General features: G+C 54.8%; 31 protein-coding genes and 4 tRNA genes. All 35 read right to left on the reverse strand.

The window, feature by feature from the left end; translation table 11 throughout:
- Window positions 1–4 precede the first annotated feature (4 nt).
- Window positions 5–397, reverse strand: coding sequence for a 30S ribosomal protein S8 (rpsH, locus tag M5B43_RS21410; protein ID WP_010206883.1), 393 nt, complete (start codon window positions 395–397; stop codon window positions 5–7).
- A 208-nt stretch (window positions 398–605) separates the two neighbouring features.
- Window positions 606–911 carry a 30S ribosomal protein S14 gene (rpsN, locus tag M5B43_RS21415; protein ID WP_003176414.1) on the reverse strand — a complete coding sequence of 102 codons (306 nt, stop codon included), beginning with the start codon at window positions 909–911 and terminating at the stop codon, window positions 606–608.
- A 13-nt stretch (window positions 912–924) separates the two neighbouring features.
- Entirely contained in the window at window positions 925–1,464 is a 540-nt protein-coding gene (gene rplE, locus M5B43_RS21420; RefSeq protein WP_003194642.1) for a 50S ribosomal protein L5, read from the reverse strand.
- Between the two features lie 22 nt (window positions 1,465–1,486).
- Entirely contained in the window at window positions 1,487–1,801 is a 315-nt protein-coding gene (gene rplX / locus M5B43_RS21425) for a 50S ribosomal protein L24 (RefSeq protein WP_003176416.1), read from the reverse strand.
- An 11-nt stretch (window positions 1,802–1,812) separates the two neighbouring features.
- Window positions 1,813–2,181 (reverse strand): 50S ribosomal protein L14, encoded by a 369-nt coding sequence (gene rplN, locus M5B43_RS21430; RefSeq protein ID WP_002555479.1) that lies wholly within the window; start codon window positions 2,179–2,181, stop codon window positions 1,813–1,815.
- A 23-nt stretch (window positions 2,182–2,204) separates the two neighbouring features.
- A complete protein-coding gene (gene rpsQ, locus M5B43_RS21435; RefSeq protein ID WP_003176419.1) occupies window positions 2,205–2,471 on the reverse strand; it encodes a 30S ribosomal protein S17 in 267 nt (88 codons plus the stop codon).
- A 2-nt stretch (window positions 2,472–2,473) separates the two neighbouring features.
- Window positions 2,474–2,665: a 50S ribosomal protein L29 gene (gene rpmC, locus M5B43_RS21440; protein ID WP_002555481.1), complete on the reverse strand. Its 192-nt coding sequence runs from the start codon at window positions 2,663–2,665 to the stop codon at window positions 2,474–2,476.
- Window positions 2,665–3,078, reverse strand: a complete 414-nt coding sequence (gene rplP, locus M5B43_RS21445) for a 50S ribosomal protein L16 (RefSeq protein WP_003176421.1) — start codon at window positions 3,076–3,078, stop codon at window positions 2,665–2,667. Before rplP ends, rpmC begins: the two co-directional genes overlap by 1 nt.
- A 12-nt stretch (window positions 3,079–3,090) precedes the next feature.
- Entirely contained in the window at window positions 3,091–3,777 is a 687-nt protein-coding gene (gene rpsC, locus M5B43_RS21450; protein WP_003176422.1) for a 30S ribosomal protein S3, read from the reverse strand.
- A gap of 13 nt (window positions 3,778–3,790) precedes the next feature.
- Entirely contained in the window at window positions 3,791–4,123 is a 333-nt protein-coding gene (rplV, locus tag M5B43_RS21455) for a 50S ribosomal protein L22 (protein ID WP_003103908.1), read from the reverse strand.
- Between the two features lie 11 nt (window positions 4,124–4,134).
- On the reverse strand, window positions 4,135–4,410 hold the full coding sequence (rpsS, locus tag M5B43_RS21460) for a 30S ribosomal protein S19 (RefSeq protein WP_002555486.1): 276 nt from the start codon (window positions 4,408–4,410) through the stop codon (window positions 4,135–4,137).
- A 16-nt stretch (window positions 4,411–4,426) separates the two neighbouring features.
- Window positions 4,427–5,251, reverse strand: a complete 825-nt coding sequence (rplB, locus tag M5B43_RS21465) for a 50S ribosomal protein L2 (protein ID WP_003186055.1) — start codon at window positions 5,249–5,251, stop codon at window positions 4,427–4,429.
- A gap of 14 nt (window positions 5,252–5,265) precedes the next feature.
- On the reverse strand, window positions 5,266–5,565 hold the full coding sequence (gene rplW, locus M5B43_RS21470) for a 50S ribosomal protein L23 (RefSeq protein WP_002555488.1): 300 nt from the start codon (window positions 5,563–5,565) through the stop codon (window positions 5,266–5,268).
- Window positions 5,562–6,164 carry a 50S ribosomal protein L4 gene (gene rplD, locus M5B43_RS21475; RefSeq protein WP_003176424.1) on the reverse strand — a complete coding sequence of 201 codons (603 nt, stop codon included), beginning with the start codon at window positions 6,162–6,164 and terminating at the stop codon, window positions 5,562–5,564. The genes rplW and rplD overlap by 4 nt, the downstream gene beginning before the upstream one ends.
- Before the next feature lie 12 nt (window positions 6,165–6,176).
- Window positions 6,177–6,812, reverse strand: a complete 636-nt coding sequence (gene rplC / locus M5B43_RS21480) for a 50S ribosomal protein L3 (RefSeq protein WP_003194649.1) — start codon at window positions 6,810–6,812, stop codon at window positions 6,177–6,179.
- Window positions 6,813–6,893: 81 nt separating this feature from the next.
- Window positions 6,894–7,205: a 30S ribosomal protein S10 gene (rpsJ, locus tag M5B43_RS21485; RefSeq protein WP_003186070.1), complete on the reverse strand. Its 312-nt coding sequence runs from the start codon at window positions 7,203–7,205 to the stop codon at window positions 6,894–6,896.
- 158 nt (window positions 7,206–7,363) lie between these two features.
- Window positions 7,364–8,557, reverse strand: a complete 1,194-nt coding sequence (gene tuf / locus M5B43_RS21490; protein ID WP_003176426.1) for an elongation factor Tu — start codon at window positions 8,555–8,557, stop codon at window positions 7,364–7,366.
- 30 nt (window positions 8,558–8,587) lie between these two features.
- Window positions 8,588–10,693, reverse strand: a complete 2,106-nt coding sequence (gene fusA / locus M5B43_RS21495; RefSeq protein WP_248751970.1) for an elongation factor G — start codon at window positions 10,691–10,693, stop codon at window positions 8,588–8,590.
- Window positions 10,694–10,723: 30 nt separating this feature from the next.
- Window positions 10,724–11,194 (reverse strand): 30S ribosomal protein S7, encoded by a 471-nt coding sequence (gene rpsG / locus M5B43_RS21500; protein ID WP_002555493.1) that lies wholly within the window; start codon window positions 11,192–11,194, stop codon window positions 10,724–10,726.
- Window positions 11,195–11,312: 118 nt separating this feature from the next.
- The gene (gene rpsL / locus M5B43_RS21505; protein WP_002555494.1) at window positions 11,313–11,684 is read right to left on the reverse strand and encodes a 30S ribosomal protein S12; all 372 of its coding nucleotides are present in this window, start codon (window positions 11,682–11,684) and stop codon (window positions 11,313–11,315) included.
- A gap of 217 nt (window positions 11,685–11,901) precedes the next feature.
- Complete coding sequence (rpoC, locus tag M5B43_RS21510; protein WP_248751971.1) at window positions 11,902–16,101, reverse strand: DNA-directed RNA polymerase subunit beta'; 4,200 nt, start codon at window positions 16,099–16,101, stop codon at window positions 11,902–11,904.
- A gap of 64 nt (window positions 16,102–16,165) precedes the next feature.
- Complete coding sequence (rpoB, locus tag M5B43_RS21515; RefSeq protein WP_248751972.1) at window positions 16,166–20,239, reverse strand: DNA-directed RNA polymerase subunit beta; 4,074 nt, start codon at window positions 20,237–20,239, stop codon at window positions 16,166–16,168.
- 219 nt (window positions 20,240–20,458) lie between these two features.
- Window positions 20,459–20,824, reverse strand: coding sequence for a 50S ribosomal protein L7/L12 (gene rplL / locus M5B43_RS21520; protein ID WP_003210093.1), 366 nt, complete (start codon window positions 20,822–20,824; stop codon window positions 20,459–20,461).
- A 78-nt stretch (window positions 20,825–20,902) separates the two neighbouring features.
- Entirely contained in the window at window positions 20,903–21,403 is a 501-nt protein-coding gene (gene rplJ, locus M5B43_RS21525) for a 50S ribosomal protein L10 (RefSeq protein ID WP_010174464.1), read from the reverse strand.
- 199 nt (window positions 21,404–21,602) lie between these two features.
- Window positions 21,603–22,298 carry a 50S ribosomal protein L1 gene (rplA, locus tag M5B43_RS21530; protein ID WP_248751973.1) on the reverse strand — a complete coding sequence of 232 codons (696 nt, stop codon included), beginning with the start codon at window positions 22,296–22,298 and terminating at the stop codon, window positions 21,603–21,605.
- On the reverse strand, window positions 22,298–22,729 hold the full coding sequence (gene rplK / locus M5B43_RS21535; RefSeq protein ID WP_003176435.1) for a 50S ribosomal protein L11: 432 nt from the start codon (window positions 22,727–22,729) through the stop codon (window positions 22,298–22,300). The genes rplA and rplK overlap by 1 nt, the downstream gene beginning before the upstream one ends.
- A 116-nt stretch (window positions 22,730–22,845) precedes the next feature.
- Complete coding sequence (gene nusG, locus M5B43_RS21540; protein WP_003176436.1) at window positions 22,846–23,379, reverse strand: transcription termination/antitermination protein NusG; 534 nt, start codon at window positions 23,377–23,379, stop codon at window positions 22,846–22,848.
- 9 nt (window positions 23,380–23,388) lie between these two features.
- Complete coding sequence (secE, locus tag M5B43_RS21545; protein ID WP_016969478.1) at window positions 23,389–23,757, reverse strand: preprotein translocase subunit SecE; 369 nt, start codon at window positions 23,755–23,757, stop codon at window positions 23,389–23,391.
- Between the two features lie 45 nt (window positions 23,758–23,802).
- Window positions 23,803–23,878 (reverse strand) — tRNA-Trp (locus tag M5B43_RS21550).
- A 163-nt stretch (window positions 23,879–24,041) separates the two neighbouring features.
- Window positions 24,042–24,117 (reverse strand) — tRNA-Thr (locus tag M5B43_RS21555).
- 26 nt (window positions 24,118–24,143) lie between these two features.
- Window positions 24,144–24,217 (reverse strand) — tRNA-Gly (locus M5B43_RS21560).
- 24 nt (window positions 24,218–24,241) lie between these two features.
- Window positions 24,242–24,326 (reverse strand) — tRNA-Tyr (locus tag M5B43_RS21565).
- Window positions 24,327–24,468: 142 nt separating this feature from the next.
- A complete protein-coding gene (locus tag M5B43_RS21570; RefSeq protein WP_248751974.1) occupies window positions 24,469–24,915 on the reverse strand; it encodes a hypothetical protein in 447 nt (148 codons plus the stop codon).
- Between the two features lie 7 nt (window positions 24,916–24,922).
- Complete coding sequence (locus M5B43_RS21575; RefSeq protein ID WP_248751975.1) at window positions 24,923–25,672, reverse strand: pantothenate kinase; 750 nt, start codon at window positions 25,670–25,672, stop codon at window positions 24,923–24,925.
- The gene (birA, locus tag M5B43_RS21580; protein WP_248751976.1) at window positions 25,662–26,621 is read right to left on the reverse strand and encodes a bifunctional biotin--[acetyl-CoA-carboxylase] ligase/biotin operon repressor BirA; all 960 of its coding nucleotides are present in this window, start codon (window positions 26,619–26,621) and stop codon (window positions 25,662–25,664) included. Before birA ends, M5B43_RS21575 begins: the two co-directional genes overlap by 11 nt.
- Window positions 26,622–26,685: the final 64 nt, after the last annotated feature.

The raw sequence follows: 26,685 nt of genomic DNA on the forward strand, positions 1-26,685 counted from the left end.
CCCCTTAGAACACAGTGCAAAGAACTTCGCCGCCGACACCGGCAGCGCGCGCAGCACGATCCGTCATCACACCTTTGTTGGTGGAGACGATAGACACGCCAAGACCGCCACGAACTTTCGGCAGATCTTCAGCGGACTTGTACTGACGCAGGCCTGGACGGCTAACGCGCTTCACTTCCTCGATGACCGAACGGCCTTCGAAGTACTTCAGCTCGATGGACAGCAGTGCTTTTACATCGCTGCTGATCTGATAACCCGCAATGTAGCCTTCGTCTTTCAGGACTTTGGCAACAGCTACCTTCAACTTGGAAGATGGCATGCTTACGACGGACTTTTCAGCCATCTGGGCATTACGGATACGAGTTAGCATGTCCGCTAACGGGTCCTGCATACTCATGGGCTAGACGCTCCTAATACAAAAAAATTAGCCTTGCGGCTACATATGTCGCCGAGAATCTCCGAGCATAGAAAACACGGGCTCAGGCGAGCCGGGTATTCTAGACACACTCCGGAAATGAAACAAGCCCCAAAAGGGGCTTGTTCCAGATTCAAGGTCACCGGCGGTCAGTATCTTGCGATGCGAGCCGCCTGGACTTTGAAAGTACTTACCAGCTGGCTTTAACCAGACCTGGTACGTCACCACGCATTGCCGCTTCACGCAGTTTGTTACGGCCAAGGCCGAACTTGCGGTAAACGCCGTGTGGACGACCGGTCAGGCGGCAGCGGTTACGCATGCGCGAAGCGCTTGCGTCACGTGGCTGCTTCTGCAGGGCAACTGTAGCTTCCCAACGTGCTTCTGGACTTGCGTTCAGATCAACGATGATTGCTTTCAGTGCTGCACGCTTCTTGGCGTACTTGGCAACCGTGAGCTGACGCTTCAGCTCGCGGTTTTTCATGCTCATCTTGGCCATGGTCCTACTCCAATCAGTTGCGGAACGGGAATTTGAAAGCACGCAACAGGGCGCGACCTTCATCATCGTTCTTGGCAGTGGTGGTCAGGGTGATGTCCAGACCGCGGAGAGCATCGATCTTGTCGTAGTCGATTTCCGGGAAGATGATCTGCTCTTTCACGCCCATGCTGTAGTTACCACGACCATCGAAGGACTTGGCATTCAGGCCGCGGAAGTCGCGAACCCGAGGCAGGGAGATCGACAGCAGACGATCCAGGAATTCATACATACGCTCACGGCGCAGGGTCACTTTGACGCCGATCGGCCAACCTTCACGGACTTTAAAGCCAGCGATGGATTTCCGAGCGTAAGTCACAACGACTTTCTGGCCGGTGATCTTTTCCAGGTCAGCAACAGCGTGCTCGATGACTTTTTTGTCGCCGATCGCTTCGCCCAGACCCATGTTCAGGGTGATTTTGGTAACGCGCGGAACTTCCATCACGTTCCCAAGCTTAAGTTCTTCCTTAAGCTTAGGGGCGATTTCCTTCCGGTAAATCTCTTGTAGTCGTGCCATGGTCTAATCTACCTAGCAGTGTTCAAGCATCAACCGCTTTTTGGGTCGACTTGAAGACACGAATTTTCTTACCGTCTTCTACTTTGAAACCAACGCGGTCAGCCTTGTTGGTTTCGCCGTTGAAGATGGCGACGTTAGAAGCATCCAGCGGAGCTTCTTTCTCGACGATACCGCCCTGCACGCCCGACATCGGGTTAGGCTTGGTATGACGCTTGACCAGGTTCAGACCACCGATAACCAGACGGTTATTAGCGAGAACCTTAAGCACCTTACCGCGCTTACCTTTGTCTTTGCCGGCGATCACGATGATCTCGTCGTCACGACGAATCTTTTGCATGTCGGATCTCCTTACAGCACTTCTGGGGCGAGCGAGACGATCTTCATGAACTTCTCAGTACGAAGTTCACGGGTCACTGGCCCAAAGATACGGGTGCCGATCGGCTCTTGCTTGTTGTTCAGAAGAACAGCAGCGTTGCCATCAAAGCGGATAATGGAGCCATCAGCACGACGTACGCCGTGACGAGTGCGGACTACAACAGCAGTCATCACTTGGCCTTTTTTCACTTTACCGCGAGGAATTGCTTCCTTCACGGTAACCTTGATGATGTCACCGATACCAGCGTAACGACGATGGGAGCCACCCAGCACCTTGATGCACATAACGCGGCGAGCGCCGCTGTTATCGGCCACATCGAGCATGGATTGAGTCTGAATCATATAATTTCTCCGACCCCTAGTCCTTAGACTTCCACAGCGCGTTCGAGAACATCAACCAGTGCCCAAGACTTGGTCTTGGCCAGCGGACGAGTTTCACGAATAGTGACTTTGTCGCCGATGTGGCACTGATTGGTTTCGTCGTGCGCGTGCAGCTTAGTCGAACGCTTAACATATTTACCGTAGATCGGGTGCTTAACGCGACGCTCGATCAGAACGGTGATGGTTTTGTCCATCTTGTCGCTGACAACACGGCCAGTCAGCGTACGGACAGTCTTTTCGGCTTCAGCCATGATCACTTACCTGCCTGCTGGTTGAGCACAGTCTTCACGCGAGCGATGTCACGCTTAACTTGCGAGAGCAGATGAGACTGCCCCAACTGGCCAGTTGCTTTCTGCATACGCAGATTGAACTGGTCGCGCAGCAGGCCGAGCAGTTGCTCGTTCAGCTGCTGTGCGGATTTTTCACGAAGTTCATTCGCTTTCATCACATCACCGTCCGTTTAACAAAGGAGGTGGCGAGCGGCAGCTTTGCAGCAGCCAGGGCGAAAGCCTCACGCGCCAGCTCTTCAGAAACACCCTCGATTTCATACAGGACTTTGCCTGGCTGAATCTGGGCTACCCAGTATTCCACGTTACCCTTACCTTTACCCATCCGAACCTCGAGAGGTTTTTTGGAGATCGGCTTGTCCGGGAATACACGGATCCAGATCTTGCCGCCACGTTTTACGTGACGGGTCAGAGCACGACGCGCTGACTCGATCTGACGAGCGGTGAGACGACCACGAGCTACAGACTTCAGCGCGAACTCGCCGAAGCTGACTTTGCTACCGCGCTGAGCCAGACCACGGTTGTGGCCTGTCATCTGCTTGCGGAACTTCGTACGCTTAGGTTGCAACATTTGGCGTACCCCTTACTTAGCAGCTTTTTTACGAGGCGCTGGTGCTTGTGGTTTCAGTTCTTCTTGGCGACCACCAATTACTTCGCCTTTGAAGATCCAAACCTTTACACCGATCACACCGTAAGTGGTGTGAGCTTCGTAGTTGGCATAGTCGATGTCGGCACGCAGGGTGTGCAGTGGCACACGACCTTCGCGATACCATTCAGTACGTGCGATTTCAGCACCGCCGAGACGACCGCTCACTTGGATTTTGATGCCTTTGGCACCAATGCGCATGGCGTTCTGTACAGCGCGCTTCATAGCGCGACGGAACATTACGCGACGCTCCAGCTGCTGAGCTACGCTCTGCGCAACCAGCATACCGTCGAGTTCCGGCTTGCGGATCTCTTCGATATTGATGTGCACAGGCACACCCATTTGCTTGGTCAGGTCCTGACGCAGTTTCTCAACATCTTCACCTTTCTTCCCGATAACGATACCTGGACGAGCGGTGTGGATGGTGATACGTGCAGTTTGGGCCGGACGATGGATATCGATACGGCTTACGGACGCGCTTTTTAGTTTGTCTTGGAGATACTCACGCACCTTCAGATCAGCGAACAAATAGTCCGCATAAGTCCGACCGTCTGCGTACCAGACGGAGGTGTGCTCCTTGACGATTCCCAGGCGAATGCCAATGGGATGTACTTTCTGACCCATCTCTTCGACTCCGTTACTTGTCAGCAACCTTGACAGTGATATGGCAAGACCGCTTGACGATGCGATCAGCACGGCCTTTGGCACGTGGCATGATGCGCTTCAGCGAACGCCCTTCGTTGACGAAAACGGTGCTGACCTTCAGGTCATCAACGTCTGCGCCTTCGTTATGCTCGGCGTTGGCTACGGCCGACTCCAGCACTTTCTTCATGATCTCGGCGGCTTTCTTACTGCTGAAAGCCAACAGGTTGAGCGCTTCGCCCACCTTCTTCCCGCGGATCTGGTCGGCGACCAAGCGGGCTTTCTGGGCGGAGATTCGAGCGCCCGACAACTTAGCGGCTACTTCCATTTCCTTACCCCTTAACGCTTGGCTTTCTTGTCTGCCACGTGCCCACGATAAGTGCGGGTACCGGCAAACTCGCCTAGTTTGTGGCCGACCATGTCTTCGTTAACGAGAACTGGGACGTGTTGACGACCGTTGTGTACTGCGATGGTCAAACCGACCATTTGTGGCAGGATCATCGAACGACGCGACCAGGTTTTAACTGGTTTGCGATCGTTCTTTTCCGCCGCCACTTCGATCTTCTTCAGTAGGTGAAGATCAATAAAAGGACCTTTTTTCAGAGAACGTGGCACTGTCGTATCCCTCTATTTACTTGCGACGACGGACGATCATTTTGTCGGTACGCTTATTACCACGAGTCTTCGCGCCCTTAGTCGGGAAGCCCCATGGCGATACCGGATGACGACCACCAGAGGTACGACCTTCACCACCACCGTGTGGGTGGTCAACCGGGTTCATGGCAACACCACGAACGGTTGGGCGAACGCCACGCCAGCGTTTGGCACCAGCTTTACCCAGCGAACGCAGGCTGTGCTCGGAGTTCGAGACTTCACCCAGGGTCGCGCGGCATTCAGCCAGCACTTTACGCATCTCACCAGAACGCAGACGCAGGGTCACGTAGACACCTTCACGAGCGATCAGCTGAGCCGAAGCACCAGCGGAACGAGCGATTTGCGCGCCTTTACCTGGCTTCAATTCGATGCCGTGTACGGTGCTACCAACTGGAATGTTACGCAGTTGCAGAGCGTTGCCCGGCTTGATCGGTGCCAGGGCACCTGCGATCAGCTGGTCACCAGCACTCACGCCTTTAGGGGCGATGATGTAGCGACGCTCGCCATCTGCGTACAGCAGCAGAGCGATGTGAGCAGTACGGTTTGGATCGTATTCGATACGCTCGACAGTGGCAGCGATGCCATCTTTGTCGTTGCGACGGAAGTCGACCAGACGATAATGCTGCTTGTGGCCACCACCGATGTGACGAGTGGTAATACGACCATTGTTGTTACGACCACCAGACTTCGATTTCTTCTCGAGCAGCGGTGCGTGAGGAGCGCCTTTATGCAGCTCCTGGTTGACCACCTTGACCACAAAACGGCGGCCAGGGGAAGTCGGTTTGCATTTAACGATTGCCATGATGCACCCCTTCCTTACTCAGCACTGCTGCTGAAATCGAGATCTTGGCCTGGCTGAAGGGAGATAACTGCCTTCTTCCAGTCATTACGCTTGCCCAGACCGCGAGCAGTGCGCTTGCTCTTACCCAGAACATTCAGGGTAGTAACACGCTCTACTTTCACGCTGAACAGGCTTTCGACGGCCTTCTTGATTTCCAGCTTGGTTGCGTCAGTTGCAACCTTGAAAACGAACTGGCCTTTCTTGTCAGCCAGAACCGTAGCCTTTTCGGAAACGTGCGGGCCAAGCAGAACTTTAAATACGCGTTCCTGGTTCATCCCAGCAGCTCCTCGAATTTCTTCACGGCCGACACGGTGATCAACACCTTGTCGTATGCGATCAGACTAACTGGATCGGAACCTTGCACGTCACGTACATCAACGTGTGGCAGGTTGCGAGCAGCCAGGTACAGGTTCTGATCAACAGCTTCGGACACGATCAAAACATCGGTCAGGCTCATGTTGTTCAGTTTGCCCAGCAGATCTTTGGTTTTTGGACTTTCAACAGCGAAGTCCTGAACCACGACCAGACGATCAGTACGCACGAGTTCAGCAAGGATGGAGCGCAGTGCTGCGCGGTACATCTTCTTGTTGAGCTTCTGAGAGTGATCCTGTGGACGAGCTGCGAAAGTGGTACCACCGCCACGCCAGATTGGGCTACGGATAGTACCGGCACGAGCACGGCCAGTGCCTTTCTGACGCCAAGGGCGCTTACCGCCACCACGTACGTCGGAACGGGTCTTTTGCTGCTTGCTACCTTGACGGCCGCCGGCCATGTAGGCCACGACTGCTTGGTGAACCAGCGTCTCGTTGAATTCGCCGCCAAATGTCAGTTCGGAAACTTCGATCGCTTGAGCGTCATTTACATTTAATTGCATGTCAGCTTCCCCTTAACCGCGAGCCTTGGCCGCTGGACGTACAACCAGGTTGCCGCCAGTAGCGCCAGGAACAGCACCCTTGACCAACAACAGATTGCGTTCAGCGTCGACGCGCACTACTTCGAGGGACTGCACGGTCACGCGCTCAGCGCCCATATGACCGGACATTTTTTTGCCCTTGAATACACGACCAGGAGTCTGGCACTGGCCAATAGAGCCCGGGACGCGGTGGGAAACGGAGTTACCGTGAGTGTTGTCTTGGCCACGGAAATTCCAACGCTTGATCGTACCCTGGAAGCCTTTACCTTTGGACTGACCGGTTACATCAACCAGTTGACCAGCGGCGAAGATTTCAGCGTTGATCAGATCGCCAGCCTGGTAGTCGCCGTCTTCGAGACGGAACTCCATAACAGTGCGACCAGCTGCAACGTTTGCTTTAGCGAAGTGACCTGCTTGAGCAGCAGTCACGCGCGAAGCACGACGCTCGCCGACAGTGACTTGCACTGCACGATAGCCATCGGTTTCTTCAGTTTTGAACTGGGTGACGCGATTCGGTTCGATCTCAATGACCGTGACCGGAATGGAGACACCTTCTTCGGTGAAAATACGGGTCATACCGCATTTACGACCGACTACACCAATAGTCATGTTGTAAACCTCATGAGTGTACGGGGCTTTCACCCGCTATGGCCGCCCATTTCAGAGCGTTACACGACTAAGACCCAAGTCTTAGCCGAGGCTGATCTGTACTTCCACACCGGCCGCCAGATCAAGCTTCATAAGTGCATCAACGGTTTTATCCGTTGGCTGGACGATGTCCAGTACGCGCTTATGAGTACGGATCTCGTACTGGTCACGCGCGTCTTTGTTGACGTGCGGGGAGACCAGAACGGTGAACCGCTCTTTACGGGTAGGCAGTGGAATTGGACCACGCACTTGAGCACCAGTACGTTTCGCGGTTTCCACGATTTCCTGGGTGGATTGGTCGATCAGGCGATGGTCAAAAGCCTTCAACCTGATACGGATTTGCTGATTTTGCATTGGATTTCAGACTCCGGCTGCTATTCCCAGCGAGCGCAATACGCCCGTTAAAAGGAGGCGCAATTCTATAGACGCCCCAGATAGGTGTCAACCCAATAAAAAAGGCCCCCGCTAAGCGGGGGCCTTCTCAAAAAATCGAGCTATCTCAGAAGAGATAATTACTCGATGATTTTAGCTACAACGCCAGCACCAACGGTACGGCCGCCTTCACGGATTGCGAAACGCAGACCGTCTTCCATAGCGATGGTTTTGATCAGGGTGACAACCATTTTGATGTTGTCGCCTGGCATTACCATTTCTACGCCTTCCGGCAGTTCGCAGTTACCGGTTACGTCGGTAGTACGGAAGTAGAACTGTGGACGGTAGCCTTTGAAGAACGGAGTGTGACGACCGCCTTCTTCTTTGCTCAGCACGTACACTTCAGCTTCGAACTTGGTGTGCGGCTTAACCGAACCTGGCTTAACCAGAACCTGGCCACGCTCAACGTCATCACGCTTGGTACCGCGCAACAGAACGCCGCAGTTCTCGCCAGCACGACCTTCGTCGAGCAGTTTGCGGAACATTTCAACACCGGTGCAGGTGGTGACGGTAGTGTCACGCAGACCAACGATTTCCAGTGGATCTTGAACCTTAACGATACCGCGCTCGATACGACCAGTTACAACAGTACCGCGACCGGAGATCGAGAATACGTCTTCGATTGGCATCAGGAACGGCTTGTCGATAACACGAACTGGATCTGGGATGTAGCTGTCCAGAGTTTCAACCAGTTTACGAACGGACGTGGTGCCCATTTCGTTGTCGTCTTTGCCTTCCAGAGCCATACGAGCAGAACCGATGATGATCGGAGTGTCGTCGCCTGGGAAGTCGTAAGTGCTCAGCAGATCGCGCACTTCCATCTCAACCAGTTCCAGCAGCTCAGCGTCGTCTACCAGGTCAGCCTTGTTCAGGTAAACCACGATGTACGGAACGCCAACCTGGCGGGACAGCAGGATGTGCTCACGGGTTTGTGGCATCGGACCATCAGCGGCCGAGCAAACCAGGATTGCGCCGTCCATCTGGGCAGCACCGGTGATCATGTTCTTCACATAGTCAGCGTGACCTGGGCAGTCAACGTGAGCGTAGTGACGGATCAGCGAGTTGTATTCAACGTGCGCGGTGTTGATGGTGATACCACGAGCTTTCTCTTCTGGCGCGCTGTCGATTTTATCGAAATCAACGATTGCGGAACCGAATACTTCGGAGCAAACGCGAGTCAGAGCAGCAGTCAGAGTGGTTTTACCGTGGTCAACGTGACCGATGGTGCCAACGTTGACGTGCGGTAGGGAACGATCAAATTTTTCTTTAGCCACGACAATTAACTCCTTGCCTAAAGGACTGAATCAGCCTTGTTTTTTGGATACAGTTTCAGCGATGTGCGCCGGAGCTGTGTTGTATTTTTTGAATTCCATAGAGTAGCTTGCGCGACCCTGGGACATGGAACGAACGTCGGTCGCATAACCGAACATCTCGCCCAACGGAACCTCGGCGCGAATCACTTTGCCGGAAACCGTGTCTTCCATACCCAAGATCATGCCGCGACGACGGTTAAGGTCGCCCATGACATCACCCATATAGTCTTCAGGTGTAACAACCTCTACTGCCATGATTGGCTCAAGCAACTCACCACCGCCCTTCTGGGCCAGTTGCTTGGTTGCCATGGAAGCAGCCACCTTAAACGCCATCTCGTTGGAGTCGACGTCGTGGTAAGAACCGTCAAAAACGGTTGCTTTCAGGCCGATCAGCGGATAGCCGGCAACAACACCGTTCTTCATCTGCTCTTCGATACCCTTCTGGATAGCAGGGATGTATTCCTTAGGAACAACACCACCCACTACTTCGTTCACGAATTGCAGACCTTCCTGACCTTCGTCAGCAGGAGCAAAACGGATCCAGCAGTGACCGAACTGACCACGACCGCCGGATTGACGAACGAACTTGCCTTCGATTTCACAGTTCTTCGTGATGCGCTCACGATAGGAAACCTGAGGCTTACCGATGTTGGCTTCGACGTTGAACTCACGGCGCATCCGGTCAACCAGGATGTCCAGGTGCAACTCGCCCATGCCGGAGATGATCGTCTGACCAGTCTCTTCATCAGTCTTGACGCGGAAAGATGGATCTTCCTGAGCAAGTTTGCCCAGAGCGATACCCATTTTTTCCTGGTCATCCTTGGTCTTAGGCTCTACGGCAACCGAGATAACCGGCTCCGGGAAGTCCATGCGAACCAGGATGATTGGCTTAGCAGCGTCGCACAAAGTCTCACCCGTGGTGACATCCTTCATGCCGATCAGGGCCGCGATGTCACCAGCGCGCACTTCCTTGATCTCTTCACGGGCGTTTGCGTGCATTTGCACCATACGACCCACGCGCTCTTTCTTGCCTTTAACCGAGTTGATCACACCGTCGCCGGAGGCCAACACGCCCGAGTAAACGCGGACGAAGGTCAAAGTACCCACGAATGGGTCGGTAGCGATCTTGAACGCCAGAGCCGAGAACGGCTCGCTGTCATCGGCGTGACGCTCCATCTCTTCTTCCTCGTTATCAGGGTTGGTACCCTTGATAGCAGGAATGTCGGTTGGAGCAGGCAGGTAGTCGATAACGGCGTCGAGAACCAGGGGAACACCCTTGTTCTTGAAGGAAGAACCACAAACAGCCAAGACGATCTCACCAGCGATAGTACGCTGACGCAGAGCGGCCTTGATTTCCGCGTTGGTGAGTTCTTCACCTTCGAGGTATTTGTTCATCAGCTCTTCGCTGGCTTCGGCAGCAGCCTCAACCATGTTATTGCGCCACTCGTCAGCCAGTTCCTGCAGTTCTGCAGGGATAGGCTTACGAACAGGCACCATGCCTTTGTCAGCATCATTCCAATAAACAGCTTCCATGGTGATCAGATCGATCTGACCCTGGAAGTTGTCTTCGGAACCGATAGCCAACTGGATTGGCACCGGAGTGTGACCCAGACGCTGCTTGATCTGACCGATCACGCGCAGGAAGTTAGCGCCAGCACGGTCCATCTTGTTTACGTAAACAAGACGTGGAACGCCGTATTTGTTGGCTTGACGCCATACGGTTTCCGACTGAGGCTCAACACCCGAGGTACCGCAGAACACAACGACAGCGCCGTCGAGCACACGCAGCGAACGCTCAACTTCAATGGTGAAGTCTACGTGACCCGGGGTATCGATTACGTTGAAGCGATGCTCGTCTTTGTACTGCTTCTCGGAACCCTTCCAGAAGGCGGTAATAGCAGCAGAAGTAATGGTAATACCACGCTCCTGCTCCTGAACCATCCAGTCTGTGGTCGCGGCGCCGTCGTGCACCTCGCCCATTTTGTGACTTTTGCCGGTGTAAAACAGTACGCGCTCGGTGGTGGTGGTTTTACCAGCATCCACGTGAGCAACGATACCGATGTTACGGTAGCGGCTAATCGGAGTAGTACGAGCCATAAAGCCCTCGCAAAATTAGTGAAGCTAAGATTAGAAGCGGTAGTGCGAGAAAGCTTTGTTAGCTTCAGCCATACGGTGCACGTCTTCACGCTTCTTAACAGCAGCACCTTTACCTTCAGCAGCGTCCAGCAGTTCGCCAGCCAAACGCAGAGCCATAGACTTCTCGCCGCGCTTACGGGCGAAGTCTACCAACCAGCGCATTGCCAGAGCGTTACGACGGGACGGGCGAACTTCAACCGGAACCTGGTAAGTAGCACCGCCTACACGGCGCGACTTCACTTCGACCAGCGGAGCGATGGCGTCGAGAGCTTTCTCGAAGATTTCCAGGGGGTCGCTGTTCTTGCGTTCTTTAACCTTTTCCAGCGCGCCATAAACGATACGCTCGGCAACGGCTTTCTTACCGCTTTCCATCACGTGGTTCATGAACTTGGCCAGGATTTGGCTTCCGTATTTTGGATCGTCAAGCACTTCGCGCTTGGCTGCTACGCGTCTTCTTGGCATGGATAAGCCCTCAAACGGTCTTCAGGTTCGCTCGGAATCGGTGCCCTTTCGGGACGCCTCCGACCTTACTCTTATCGACTCAGAAAATAAGATGATTCAGTTTTACAAAAAGCCGCTACTACTTAGGCTTCTTGGTACCGTACTTCGAACGACCCTGGTTACGACCTTTAACGCCGGAAGTATCCAAGGAACCGCGTACGGTGTGATAACGAACACCTGGCAAGTCTTTTACACGACCGCCGCGGATCAGTACCACGCTGTGCTCTTGCAGGTTGTGGCCTTCACCGCCGATGTACGAGGAAACCTCGAAACCGTTGGTCAGACGCACACGGCATACTTTACGCAGTGCCGAGTTAGGTTTTTTCGGCGTGGTGGTATACACACGGGTGCATACGCCACGACGTTGCGGGCAGTTCTGCAGCGCAGGTACGTCGGATTTCTCGACGATACGCTTACGCGGCTGACGTACCAGCTGGTTGATAGTTGCCATCTACTAGCTCCACTGTTGTCTTGCGACGCTATTGTCTTGCAAGAAAAGCAAAATGGCAGGAACGTATTCCCGCCAAATTTAGGGGTACAAGAGTCTAAAGAGGATCTTGCCCCCAGTCAAGACAAGGCCCCGACCTCCCCTCTCACCGAATCAGGGCAAAGATGCCTCGATCCGACGAATGGGGGCTGCCAGGGCCCAGACTTATTTATCGCAGAACTCAGTTACCGCTAGAGTTCAGCGCTTCGGTCAGTGCAGCTTCCACTTCACTGGCGCTTACGCGCAACGGCTTGTCAGCATCACGGCGACGCTTGCGCTCGCTGTGGTAAGCCAAACCGGTACCCGCCGGGATCAAACGACCCACGACCACGTTTTCTTTCAGGCCGCGCAAGTAGTCGCGCTTGCCGGTTACCGCTGCTTCGGTCAGTACGCGAGTGGTCTCCTGGAAGGAGGCCGCCGAGATGAACGACTCAGTGGACAACGACGCCTTGGTGATACCCAGCAGCACGCGAGTGAACTTGGAAACGAATTTCTCTTCGTTCGCCAGGCGCTCGTTTTCTACCAGTACGTGAGTCAATTCCATCTGGTCGCCCTTGATGAAACTGGAATCGCCAGACTCAGCGATTTCAACTTTACGCAGCATCTGACGCAGGATGGTCTCGATGTGCTTGTCGTTGATCTTCACGCCTTGCAGACGGTAAACGTCCTGGATCTCGTTAACGATGTACTTGGCCAGCGCACTCACACCCAGCAGACGCAGGATGTCGTGTGGATCGCTCGGGCCGTCAGAGATAACTTCGCCGCGGTTTACCTGTTCGCCTTCGAAGACGTTCAGGTGACGCCACTTCGGAATCAGCTCTTCATACGGATCGCTACCGTCGTTCGGGGTAATGACCAGACGGCGCTTGCCCTTGGTCTCTTTACCGAACGCGATGGTGCCGCTGACTTCAGCCAGAATCGACGCTTCTTTCGGACGACGAGCTTCGAACAAGTCGGCAACACGCGGCAGACCACCGGTGATGTCACGGGTCTTCGAAGTTTCTTGCGGGATACGCGCGATAACATCACCGATCGCGATCTTCGCACCATCCGCTACACCGACCAGGGCGTTGGCTGGCAGGAAGTACTGAGCGATTACGTCAGTGCCTGGCAGCAACAGATCCTTGCCGTTGTCATCAACCATCTTCACGGCAGGACGGATGTCTTTACCGGCAGCTGGACGATCTTTGGCGTCGAGTACTTCAATGTTGGTCATACCGGTCAATTCGTCAGTCTGACGCTTGATCGTGATGCCTTCTTCCATGCCCACGTAGGTCACGGTACCTTTCATTTCGGTAACGATTGGGTGAGTGTGCGGATCCCACTTGGCCACGATTGCGCCAGCGTCGACCTTGTCACCTTCCTTAACCGAAATCACAGCACCGTACGGCAGCTTGTAACGCTCACGCTCACGACCGTAGTCATCAGCGATTGCCAGCTCACCGGAACGGGACACAGCAACCAGGTGACCATCCACTCGCTCAACGTGCTTGAGGTTGTGCAGACGGACAGTACCGCCATTCTTCACCTGAACACTGTCAGCTGCGGAGGTCCGGCTAGCCGCACCACCGATGTGGAACGTACGCATCGTCAGCTGGGTACCCGGCTCACCGATGGACTGGGCAGCGATAACGCCGACCGCTTCACCGATGTTTACCTGGTGACCACGAGCCAAGTCACGGCCGTAGCACTTGGCGCAAATGCCATAGCGGGTTTCGCAGCTGATCGGCGAGCGAACGATCACTTCGTCGATGCTGTTGAGTTCGATGAACTCGACCCACTTCTCGTCAACCAAGGTGCCGGCAGGAACGATAATTTCCTCGGTACCTGGCTTGAATACGTCACGGGCAATAACACGACCCAATACGCGCTCACCCAGCGGCTCTACAACGTCACCGCCTTCAATGTGCGGAGTCATCAGCAGGCCGTGCTCGGTGCCGCAATCGATCTCGGTTACAACCAGATCTTGTGCAACGTCTACCAGACGACGAGTCAGGTAACCGGAGTTAGCGGTTTTCAACGCGGTATCCGCCAGACCTTTACGAGCACCGTGAGTCGAGATGAAGTACTGAAGTACGCTCAAACCTTCACGGAAGTTCGCAGTAATCGGCGTTTCGATGATGGAACCGTCCGGCTTGGCCATCAGGCCACGCATACCGGCGAGCTGACGGATCTGCGCAGCAGAACCCCGTGCGCCCGAGTCGGCCATCATGTACATCGAGTTGAAGGATTCCTGGTCAACTTCGACACCGTGGCGGTCGATGACTTTCTCTTTCGAGAGGTTGGCCATCATCGCCTTGGAAACTTCGTCGTTCGCCTTGGACCAAAGGTCGATCACCTTGTTGTACTTCTCGCCCTGGGTTACCAGGCCGGAGGCGTACTGGCTCTCGATCTCTTTCACTTCGTCAGTGGCGGCACTGATGATGCGAGCTTTTTCATCCGGGATAACGAAGTCGTTAACACCGATGGAAACGCCGGAGATGGTCGAATAAGCAAAACCGGTGTACATCAACTGGTCAGCGAAGATCACGGTCTCTTTCAAACCAACCACGCGGTAGCACTGGTTGATCAGCTTGGAGATCGCCTTTTTCTTCATCGGCAAGTTGACGACGTCGTACGACAGACCTTTTGGCACAACCTGGTACAACAGCGCACGGCCGACAGTGGTGTCGACGATACGGGTGTTGCTCACGCTGCCGCCATCACGGTCGTTGACGGTCTCGTTGATCCGAACCTTGACCTTGGCGTGCAGTGCGGCTTCGCCGGCACGGAACACACGGTCAACTTCCTGCAGGTCAGCGAACACACGACCTTCGCCTTTAGCGTTGATCGCTTCACGGGTCATGTAGTACAGACCCAATACAACGTCCTGCGACGGAACGATGATTGGCTCACCGTTAGCTGGCGACAGAATGTTGTTGGTCGACATCATCAACGCACGCGCTTCCAACTGGGCTTCCAGTGTCAGCGGTACGTGCACGGCCATTTGGTCGCCGTCGAAGTCGGCGTTGTACGCAGCACAGACCAGAGGGTGCAGCTGGATAGCCTTACCTTCGATCAGTACCGGTTCAAACGCCTGGATACCCAGACGGTGAAGGGTCGGTGCACGGTTGAGGAGAACCGGGTGTTCGCGAATCACTTCAGCGAGAACGTCCCAAACTTCTGGCAGTTCGCGCTCGACCATTTTCTTGGCCGCTTTGATGGTGGTCGCGAGACCGCGCATTTCCAGCTTGCCGAAGATGAATGGCTTGAACAGCTCAAGTGCCATCTTCTTAGGCAGACCGCACTGGTGCAGACGCAGGGTCGGGCCTACGGTAATTACCGAACGACCGGAGTAGTCAACACGCTTACCGAGCAAGTTCTGACGGAAACGACCTTGCTTACCCTTGATCATGTCAGCCAGGGATTTCAGAGGACGCTTGTTGGAACCGGTGATAGCGCGGCCACGACGACCGTTGTCGAGCAGGGCATCGACCGCTTCTTGCAACATACGCTTTTCGTTGCGCACGATGATGTCCGGAGCGGACAGGTCGAGCAGGCGCTTCAAGCGGTTGTTACGGTTGATCACGCGACGGTACAGGTCGTTGAGGTCGGACGTCGCGAAGCGACCACCGTCCAACGGTACCAGCGGACGCAGGTCTGGCGGCAGAACCGGCAGAACGGTCAGCACCATCCACTCTGGCAAGTTGCCGGAACCCTGGAAGGCTTCCATCAACTTCAGACGCTTGGACAGCTTCTTGATCTTGGTTTCGGAGTTGGTTTGCGGAATCTCTTCGCGCAGTCGGCCAATCTCGTGCTCCAGGTCGATAGCGTGCAGCAGTTCGCGGACAGCTTCGGCACCCATGCGGGCATCGAAATCGTCACCGAACTCTTCCAGCGCTTCGAAGTACTGCTCGTCGTTCAGCAGCTGACCCTTTTCAAGGGTGGTCATGCCTGGATCGATAACGACATAGCTCTCGAAATAGAGAACGCGTTCGATATCACGCAGGGTCATGTCCATCAGCAAACCGATACGGGACGGCAGCGATTTCAGGAACCAGATGTGGGCAACCGGCGAAGCCAGTTCGATGTGCGCCATGCGCTCACGACGAACCTTGGCCAGTGCAACTTCAACGCCGCACTTCTCGCAGATCACACCACGGTGCTTCAAGCGCTTGTACTTACCGCACAGGCACTCGTAATCCTTTACCGGGCCAAAGATCTTGGCGCAGAACAGGCCGTCACGCTCAGGTTTGAACGTACGGTAGTTGATGGTTTCCGGCTTTTTAACTTCACCGAACGACCACGAACGGATCATCTCAGGCGATGCCAACCCAATACGGATGGCGTCGAACTCTTCGACTTGACCCTGGTTTTTCAGCAAATTCAGTAGGTCTTTCAAGGCCTTTCCTCCTGGCGGAGCAGAGAGCGGGCTAAACAGCCCCGCTCTCGATTCGCGTCACGTGTTATTCGGTTTCCAGATCGATATCGATGCCGAGGGAACGAATTTCTTTGATCAACACGTTGAAGGACTCGGGCATGCCCGGCTCCATACGGTGATCGCCGTCCACGATGTTTTTGTACATCTTGGTACGACCGTTCACATCGTCCGACTTCACTGTGAGCATTTCTTGCAGAGTGTATGCAGCACCGTATGCTTCCAGTGCCCAGACCTCCATCTCCCCGAAACGCTGACCACCGAACTGAGCCTTACCACCCAGCGGCTGCTGGGTAACCAGGCTGTACGAACCGGTAGAACGAGCGTGCATCTTGTCGTCTACCAAGTGGTTCAGCTTCAGCATGTACATGTAGCCAACAGTAACCGGGCGCTCGAACTTGTTGCCGGTACGGCCGTCGAACAGCTGCATCTGGCCGCTTTCTGGCAGGTCTGCCAGTTTCAGCATGGCCTTGATTTCGCTTTCCTTGGCACCGTCGAACACTGGGGTAGCCATTGGAACGCCGCCGCGCAGGTTCTTCGCCAGATCCAGGATTTCCTGATCGGAGAAGGTGTCCAGCTCTTCGTTACGGCCGCCGATCTCGTTGTAGATCTCGTGCAGGAACTTACGCAGGTCTGCGACCTTGCGCTGCTCTTCGATCATACGGTTGATCTTCTCGCCCAAACCTTTGGCCGCAAGGCCCAGGTGGGTTTCGAGGATCTGACCAACGTTCATACGCGAAGGTACGCCCAACGGGTTGAGGACGACGTCGACCGGGGTGCCATTGGCATCGTGCGGCATGTCTTCAACCGGCATGATCACGGAGACCACACCTTTGTTACCGTGACGACCGGCCATCTTGTCGCCCGGCTGGATGCGACGACGGATTGCCAGGTAAACCTTGACGATCTTCAGCACGCCTGGAGCCAGGTCATCGCCTTGCTGCAGTTTGCGCTTCTTGTCTTCGAACTTGTCGTCCAGCAGACGGCGACGATCAACGATGTAGGCCTGGGCCTTCTCGAGCTGCTCGTTCAGAGCATCTTCAGCCATGCGCAGCTTGAACCACTGGCCGTGCTCAAGACCGTCGAGAATTTCGTCGGTGATGTCCTGCCCCTTCTTCAGACCTGCGCCGCCTTCAGCCTTGTGGCCTACCAGAGCGGAACGCAGACGTTCGAAGGTTGCGCCTTCAACGATACGGAACTCTTCGTTCAGGTCCTTGCGGATCTCGTCGAGTTGAGTCTTCTCGATGGACAGTGCACGAGCATCACGCTCAACGCCGTCACGGGTGAAGACCTGTACGTCGATGACAGTACCCTTGGTACCAGTAGGTACACGCAGGGAGGTGTCTTTTACGTCGCTGGCTTTCTCACCGAAGATGGCACGCAACAGCTTCTCTTCCGGAGTCAGTTGGGTCTCGCCTTTCGGAGTGACCTTACCGACCAGGATGTCGCCAGCGCCAACTTCAGCACCTACATAAACGATACCGGCTTCGTCCAGCTTGTTCAGCGCAGCTTCACCCACGTTCGGGATGTCTGCAGTGATTTCCTCAGGCCCAAGCTTGGTGTCACGCGCCACACAGGTCAGTTCCTGAATGTGGATCGTGGTGAAGCGGTCTTCTTGAACCACACGCTCGGACAGGCAGATGGAGTCTTCGAAGTTGAAGCCGTTCCATGCCATGAACGCGATGCGCATGTTCTGACCCAGTGCCAATTCACCCATGTCGGTGGACGGGCCGTCGGCCATGATGTCGCTACGCTGAACGCGATCACCCTTGCTCACCAGCGGGCGCTGGTTGATGCAGGTGTTCTGGTTCGAGCGGGTGTATTTGGTCAGGTTGTAGATATCGACACCGGCTTCGCCAGTTTCAACTTCGTCATCAGCAACACGAACCACGATACGGCTGGCATCAACGGAGTCGATCACGCCACCACGACGAGCCACGACGCAAACGCCGGAGTCACGGGCTACGTTACGTTCCATGCCGGTACCTACCAGCGGCTTGTCAGCACGCAGGGTTGGTACAGCTTGACGCTGCATGTTGGAACCCATCAACGCACGGTTGGCGTCATCGTGCTCCAGGAACGGGATCAGCGACGCTGCGACCGAAACTACCTGCTTGGGCGATACGTCCATCAAGGTGACGTCTTCCGGCGCCTTGACGGTGAACTCGTTCAAGTGACGAACAGCTACCAGCTCGTCGATCAGGACTTTCTTGTCACTCATCGTGGCCGAAGCCTGAGCGATCACGTGATCCGCTTCTTCGATGGCAGACAGGAATACGATCTCGTCGGTGACCAGAGCGTCTTTAACCACACGGTACGGGCTCTCGAGGAAGCCGTACTGGTTGGTGCGCGCATAAGCAGCCAAGGAGTTGATCAGACCGATGTTCGGACCTTCCGGCGTTTCGATCGGGCAAACACGACCGTAGTGCGTCGGGTGTACGTCACGAACTTCAAAGCCAGCACGCTCACGAGTCAGACCGCCCGGGCCCAGTGCAGAAACACGGCGCTTGTGGGTAATCTCGGAGAGCGGGTTGTTCTGGTCCATGAACTGGGAAAGCTGGCTGGAACCGAAGAACTCTTTCACTGCCGCAGCCACTGGCTTGGCGTTGATCAGGTCTTGCGGCATCAGGCCTTCGCTTTCAGCCATCGACAGACGCTCTTTGACCGCACGCTCAACACGTACCAGGCCAACGCGGAACTGGTTCTCGGCCATTTCGCCTACGCAGCGAACACGACGGTTACCCAGGTGGTCGATGTCATCGACGATGCCCTTGCCGTTACGGATGTCGACCAGGGTCTTCAGGACCGCAACGATGTCTTCCTTGCACAGCACGCCCGAACCTTCGATCTCGGTACGACCGATACGACGGTTGAACTTCATCCGGCCGACCGCAGACAGGTCATAGCGCTCAGGACTGAAGAACAGGTTATTGAACAGGGTTTCGGCAGCGTCTTTGGTTGGTGGCTCGCCAGGACGCATCATGCGATAGATCTCGACCAGCGCTTCCAATTGGTTGCTGGTGGAGTCGATCTTCAGAGTGTCGGAGATGAACGGACCGCAGTCGATGTCGTTGGTGTACAGGGTCTCGATGCGAACAACCTGAGCCTTGGCGATTTTGGCCAGGATCTCGGTGTTCAGCTCGGTGTTGCACTCAGCCAGGATTTCGCCTGTAGCCGGGTGAACGATGACCTTGGCGGTAGTACGGCCCAGGACATAGTCCAGAGGTACTTCCAGCTCTTTGATACCGGCTTTTTCGATCTGGTTGATGTGGCGCGCAGTGATACGACGACCAGCCTCAACGATGACCTTGCCCTTTTCATCCTGGATGTCCAGGACAGCAATTTCACCACGCAGACGCGAAGCGATCAGCTCCAGCTTGAGGGTTTCACCCTTCAGGCTGAATACGTTGGTGGTATAGAAAGCGTCCAGCACTTGCTCGGTGGTATAGCCGAGCGCGCGCAGCAGTACCGAGGCCGGCAGCTTGCGACGACGGTCGATACGCACGAACACGCAGTCTTTCGGATCGAACTCGAAGTCCAACCACGAACCACGGTACGGAATGATCCGCGCGGAGTACAGGAGCTTGCCAGAGCTGTGCGTCTTGCCGCGGTCGTGGTCGAAGAACACGCCCGGGGAACGGTGCAACTGGGAAACGATTACACGCTCGGTACCGTTGATAACGAAGGTACCGTTTTCAGTCATCAATGGGATTTCGCCCATGTAGACTTCTTGCTCTTTGATGTCCTTGATCGCTTTGTTCGACGATTCTTTGTCGAAAATGATCAGACGGACTTTTACCCGCAAAGGTACGGCGTACGTAACGCCACGCAACACGCATTCTTTGACATCAAATGCCGGTTCGCCCAGGCGATAACCCACGTACTCCAGCGCAGCATTGCCGGAGTAGCTGATGATCGGGAAAACGGATTTGAAGGCCGCATGCAGGCCCACGTCGCGGAACTGATCTTTGGTCGCTCCCGCCTGCAAGAATTCACGATACGAATCCAGCTGGATAGCCAGAAGGTACGGGACATCCATGACGTCCGGCAACTTGCTAAAGTCCTTGCGGATACGTTTTTTCTCAGTATATGAGTAAGCCATCAGCGTTCCCCAGCTTGGTCACCTGCTTGTTTGGCCCCTCCGACGGGAGCAGCCAGAAAATCTTGCAAACCCCATGGTTTGCACCACCGCTTCGGGTGGCTACAGCGCGTTAATGGCGGCGACCGAGTCGACAGCCAAGAACGGAAAAAGGCCGGTGGCAAGAGCCACCAGCCATCAGCCTTCAGCTTAACGCTTGGGCTGGAGACGCAAGGTCGATGCTTACTTCAGCTCGACTTTAGCGCCTGCTTCTTCCAGAACAGCTTTGGCTTTGTCAGCAGCGTCTTTCGACACAGCTTCCAGAACCTGGGCAGGAGCGCCGTCAACTACAGCCTTGGCTTCTTTCAGGCCCAGACCGGTCAGTTCACGTACTGCCTTGATCACGTTTACTTTCTTCTCGCCAGCTTCCAGCAGCATGACGTTGAATTCGGTTTGCTCTTCAGCAGCAACAGCAGCAACAGCTGGGCCAGCGGAAGCAGCGGCAGCGGAAACGCCGAATTTTTCTTCGAAAGCTTTGATCAGCTCAACAACCTGCAGAACCGACATTTCAGCTACGGCGTTGAGGATATCGTCTTGGGAGATAGACATTGCTGTATTTCCTGAATTGGGGGACGGCCTACGCGGCCATCGAAATAAACAAAAATACGCGAGAGAAGTTGCTCAGCCTTAGGCTGCGGCAGCTTCTTTTTGCTCGCGAACTGCAGCCAGAGTACGAGCCAGCTTGCTGGTAGCGCCTTGAATCACGCTCATCAGCTGCGAAATAGCTTCGTTACGGGTCGGCAGTGTTGCCAGTACGTCGATTTGGTTAGCTGCGAGGAACTTGCCCTCGAACGCAGCTGCCTTGATCTCGAACTTATCCTGACTCTTGGCGAATTCTTTGAACAAACGGGCAGCAGCGCCTGGATGTTCTTTGGAGAACGCAATCAGAGTCGGGCCGGTGAACACGTCGTTGAGAACACTGTATTCAGTGTCAGCAACTGCGCGCTTGAGCAGGGTGTTACGTACAACACGTACGTATACGCCAGCTTCACGAGCCTCTTTACGGAGTCCGGTCATAGCGCCTACTGTCACACCACGGGCATCAGCCACGACAGCGGACAGAGCAGCTTTGGCAGCCTCGTTGACTTCAGCGACGATGGCCTTCTTGTCTTCGAGATTAATTGCCACGGGTTTAACTCCTGCTTGTTACCGTTTCATCTGGCCTAGGCCTGATGTCGTTTTGGTGTCTGATTCGGTAAGGAACCGGGAGCACCATCTGCGTAGGCTTGTTGGTTTAAGACTTGCGTCGCCTACGGTCTTGGATAGCCCCCGCCAGGCAGGGACCCCAATCTTTCAATTGGTGCAATCGCTTGCACCAATTTGTGTCTTATACGTCCAGCGAGCCTTGGTCGATGACCAGACCTGGGCCCATAGTGGTGCTCAGGGTAACGCGCTTGACGTAGATACCTTTCGAGGAAGCAGGCTTGATACGCTTCAGATCAGCGATCAGGGCTTCAACGTTTTCCTTCAGCTTGACGGCGTCGAAACCGACTTTGCCAACGGAGGTGTGAATGATGCCGTTTTTGTCGGTGCGATAACGAACCTGACCAGCCTTGGCGTTTTTAACCGCGGTAGCTACGTCTGGCGTTACGGTGCCGACTTTAGGGTTAGGCATCAGACCACGTGGACCGAGGATCTGACCCAACTGACCTACAACGCGCATTGCATCCGGGGAAGCAATAACTACGTCGTAGTTCAGGTCGCCGCCTTTCATTTCGGCAGCCAGGTCGTCCATGCCAACGCGATCAGCGCCGGCGGCCAAAGCAGCTTCAGCTGCCGGGCCCTGGGTGAAGACAGCAACACGTACAGTCTTGCCAGTACCGTGTGGCAGCACAGTAGCGCTACGAACGACCTGGTCGGATTTACGTGGGTCAACACCCAGGTTTACAGCAACGTCAACGGACTCGCTGAACTTGACAGTCGACAGCTCGGTCAGCAGGGCAGCGGCGTCTACAAAGTTGTAGGCCTTGCCTGCTTCGATTTTGCCGGCGATAGCCTTTTGGCGCTTGGTCAGCCTAGCCATTACACACCCTCCACGTTAAGGCCCATGCTACGAGCAGAACCGGCGATGGTACGCACGGCTGCATCCATATCAGCTGCAGTCAGATCCGCGTTTTTGGTTTTCGCGATTTCTTCCAGCTGAGCACGAGTTACGGTGCCAACCTTAACGGTGTTAGGACGAGCGGAACCGCTAGTCAGACCAGCAGCTTTCTTCAGCAAAACCGAAGCCGGGGTCGACTTGGTTTCGAAAGTGAAGCTACGGTCGCTGTATACAGTGATGATCACTGGAGTCGGCAGACCTGGCTCAAGACCCTGAGTACGGGCGTTGAAGGCCTTGCAGAATTCCATGATGTTCACGCCGTGCTGACCCAGAGCCGGGCCGACAGGTGGACTTGGGTTGGCCTGAGCGGCCTTCACTTGCAGCTTGATGTAAGCGGTAATCTTCTTGGCCATGAGGCACTCCAATTACGGGTTCGAACGCCTCGAAAGGCTCCCCGGTTACTTGCGCGTTTATCCCAGTGACGACAAAACCCCACAGCCTAAGCTGCGGGGTTGGGATGCTTGCTCAGCTAGACCTTCTCGACCTGGCTGAACTCCAACTCTACCGGAGTAGAGCGACCGAAAATGAGCACCGCCACTTGGATCCGGCTCTTTTCGTAGTTAACTTCTTCGACGGTGCCATTAAAATCAGCAAATGGACCATCAGTGACACGAACAACCTCACCTGGCTCGAACAACGTCTTCGGCTTAGGCTTGTCGCTACCGTCAGCAACACGACGCAGAATGGCTTCCGCCTCTTTGTCGGTGATCGGAGCAGGCTTATCAGCGGTACCGCCAATGAAGCCCATGACACGAGGGGTATCTTTGACTAAGTGCCAAGTACCTTCGTTCATGTCCATTTGAACCAGCACGTAGCCAGGGAAGAACTTACGCTCACTTTTGCGCTTCTGACCATTCCGCATTTCAACCACTTCTTCAGTGGGAACCAGAATTTCGCCGAAGCCATCTTCCATGCCTGCCAGCTTTACGCGCTCTAGCAAAGAGCGCATAACATGCTTCTCGTAACCCGAGTAAGCATGCACAACGTACCAACGCTTAGCCACGGGACACCCTTAGCCAACAATCAAGGAAACAAGCCAACCGAGCAGGGAATCAAGCCCCCACAACAGCAACGCCATAACCAGAACAACAGCCACGACAATCAATGTGGTCTGCGTGGTTTCTTGGCGAGTCGGCCAAACGACTTTACGAATTTCGGTGCGAGCTTCCTTCACCAGGACCGCGAAAGACTTGCCTTTGGCAGTCTGCAGGCCTACAAAGGCAGCTACAGCAGCAAGGGCGAGCAAAGCGAGTACGCGGTACAGGATCGGCGAAGCAGAATAGTACTGATTGCCAACAACGCCTACGACCACCAAGACGACTACAGCGAGCCACTTGACCAGATCGAAACGAGAGCTTTGAGCTTCAGCCTTAGGAGTCATCTATGAAGATCCTGTGAAAAGAAAGCCAGACACACCACGTGAATCTGGCAGGTCAGGAGGGAATCGAACCCCCAACCTACGGTTTTGGAGACCGTCGCTCTGCCAATTGAGCTACTGACCTAAAACAAAATCAGGCCGACCATTATGCAGGCCCGAAAAAGACTTTACAACAACCAACCCCAACAGACTTGAAATCACCTGACAACCAAAGCCAGACAAAACACGATACAAGCCGAGGCAGCTGTTAAAACAAAGGCAGATATTTTCATATCTGCCTTGTTATATGGAGCTCTTGAGCGGATTTGAACCGCTGACCTCACCCTTACCAAGGGTGTGCTCTACCAACTGAGCTACAAGAGCGAAACACCTTGCACAACCTGCAAACTTGGAGCGGGTAGCGGGAATCGAACCCGCATCATCAGCTTGGAAGGCTGAGGTTCTACCACTAAACTATACCCGCGGAGCTTGCAGCTCACGCTAAAAATGGTGGAGGGGGAAGGATTCGAACCTTCGAAGTCGTAGACGTCAGATTTACAGTCTGATCCCTTTGGCCGCTCGGGAACCCCTCCTAAGCGAGCCGGCATTCTACATCACGCCGGCCTTCTGTCAAGCATTTTCTCATTAAAAATATGAGGTTAGCTGCGTTGACCTTTGCTTCGCGCTGTAGCCCTTAAAGGTCTTCACTGCGAAGCGGGCGCCATTCTATGCAAACTATTCGAGAGTTGCAACGCCTTCGCACAACATTATTTTATGTTTTAACTCATTGAATTCCTTAGCAAGGTTCTCCAAGGGAAGATCATCAGCCAGGCGACGGCTTTCAGGAGATACACGAAGCCAATAACCCGAGGCATCAGCCGAGCTCAACAATTGAACCTTGGCCTTTATATCCAGGCTTATGAGGCGCTGCTCAAGCAACTGCGCCTGCCGAAGATCCGCAAAGCCACCTATGTACAAACAAGTATTCTGCACATCAGGGACCTTTACCCGATCACGTCGCGCGACCGAGTCAGAAGACTCACTGAGCAGGCGAATATCCTGCTGAGCCCCCCGGTAGAGACTCAGGGGAGTGACATCTTTCGCTCGTAACGGAGCCTCTTGCTGGTGCCAGACGTAATAAAAGACATTGAGAACGAGCAATAGCAAAAACAGCCAACGCATAAACACCTCAAGACAAAGGACACGCCATCGCCAGACCGACGAATACAAGATCCGGGACAAGTCGAGCCTGGGGCACGACCTCCAGAACCAAGTCAGCATCCCCCCCAGTCAGAAACACCGTGAAATCATCTCCCCAGTAACTCCGAGCCAACTCAAGCTGGGTCAGCACGAACCCCCTAAGCATGAGTGTACAACCGCGCTCCACCGCCTCCACAGTCGTCCGCCCTGGAGAGAGACGCACCAGGGCCTGCTCGGCAGCGTCATCGCCATAGCGGATCTTACGCGTATGCGTCCGCAACTGACTGCGCATGAGCGGCATGCCCGGGCAGATAAATCCCCCGAGATGCTCACCATCGATGGCAATAAAGTCTGCGGTCGCCGCCGTTCCAAAATCGAGCACCAGGCAGGCGCCCGCCGCCAACTTGAATCCACCGAGCATTGCCAGCCAACGATCAAGCCCAAGGCGCTCGAAGTCTTCATAGCCGTTACGCACGCCCGCCATTTCCCGCGCAGAGACCGCGCACGACACAGCGACACCAAAAGCGCCTTCCAACGCTTCAACCAGCTTAGCGGTCTCCTCCGAAGCCCGAACACTCACCAGCCGGCAACGCGTCAACGAAAGCCCAGGAGTCGCCTCCAGACTCTCAATCAACGCGACATCAGAACCAACGACCCCCTCTACAAAGGCAGTAGCCCGATTCGGTCCAAGCACACGCCACTTGATGAAGCTATTCCCACAGTCGAGCTCAAGAATCATCACGCAACCTCAGGCTTAACTCACCACCGCTGTATATTTTCTCGACACCATCAACACTCAGGCGCAGTGCCCCTTGATGATCGACCCCCAACACCACCCCGTTAATGTGGTTGACACCTGCGATAAGGGAGACCTCCCTCCCGTGCCAGAGATGATTTTTTTCCCACTCTTCCTGGAGAGCAACAAAGCCAGAGCGCTTATGTCGATCCAAGTAGCTTTGCAACTGCAAACCGAGCCCCGCAACCAGCTGATTGCGGTCCATAGCGGAGCCCGTTTCAAGCTGAACCGAAGTCCACTGCCGATCTACTTCGTTGGCCTTCTGCATATTCACGTTGATGCCGATACCGAGGACAACGTGACAAATGTCAGCAGGATCGCCTACCAACTCGAGCAAAATGCCTGCAATTTTTTTATGCCCAACCAAAATATCATTTGGCCACTTCAAGGCAGCCCCCTGAACACCCGACTCATGCAGGGCATTCATCACCGCCAGCCCTACGACGAGACTAAGCCCCTCCAACTGCCTCAGCCCCCCCTCAATGCGCAGTACAAGGCTGTAATACACGTTCTGTGCGAATGGGCTAACCCACTTACGGCCCCGCCGCCCGCGACCTGCCGTTTGCTGCTCAGAAAGCACCAGAAACGGCGCAGCACAACCAGCCTCGATAAGACGCAAAGCTTCGGCATTAGTAGAGTCAATAGAATCGGAGATATGAACAGGCCACGGCAGAGCAGCAGCATTCGCCGCGATCTTTTCAGAGCTCAAGAACGTCAACGGAGACGCGAGCTGATATCCCTTACCACGGACTTTATGAATAGGTAGATTCAACTCAGCTTCTAGATGCTGGAGCTGCTTCCAAACAGCACTGCGACTGATCCCCAGAGCGGCGCCTAGCGCTTCTCCAGAGTGGAATCGACCATCTTTCAGAAGTTTTAACAACGTCAGCATGCAAGTATCGCCTCACAATGAGGCACGCATGATAGCCATGCATAAGCCCATTGCATAGAAAGCG

Origin of the sequence: Pseudomonas sp. MWU15-20650 (genome assembly GCF_023242475.1) — a bacterium.
GTDB lineage: Bacteria > Pseudomonadota > Gammaproteobacteria > Pseudomonadales > Pseudomonadaceae > Aquipseudomonas.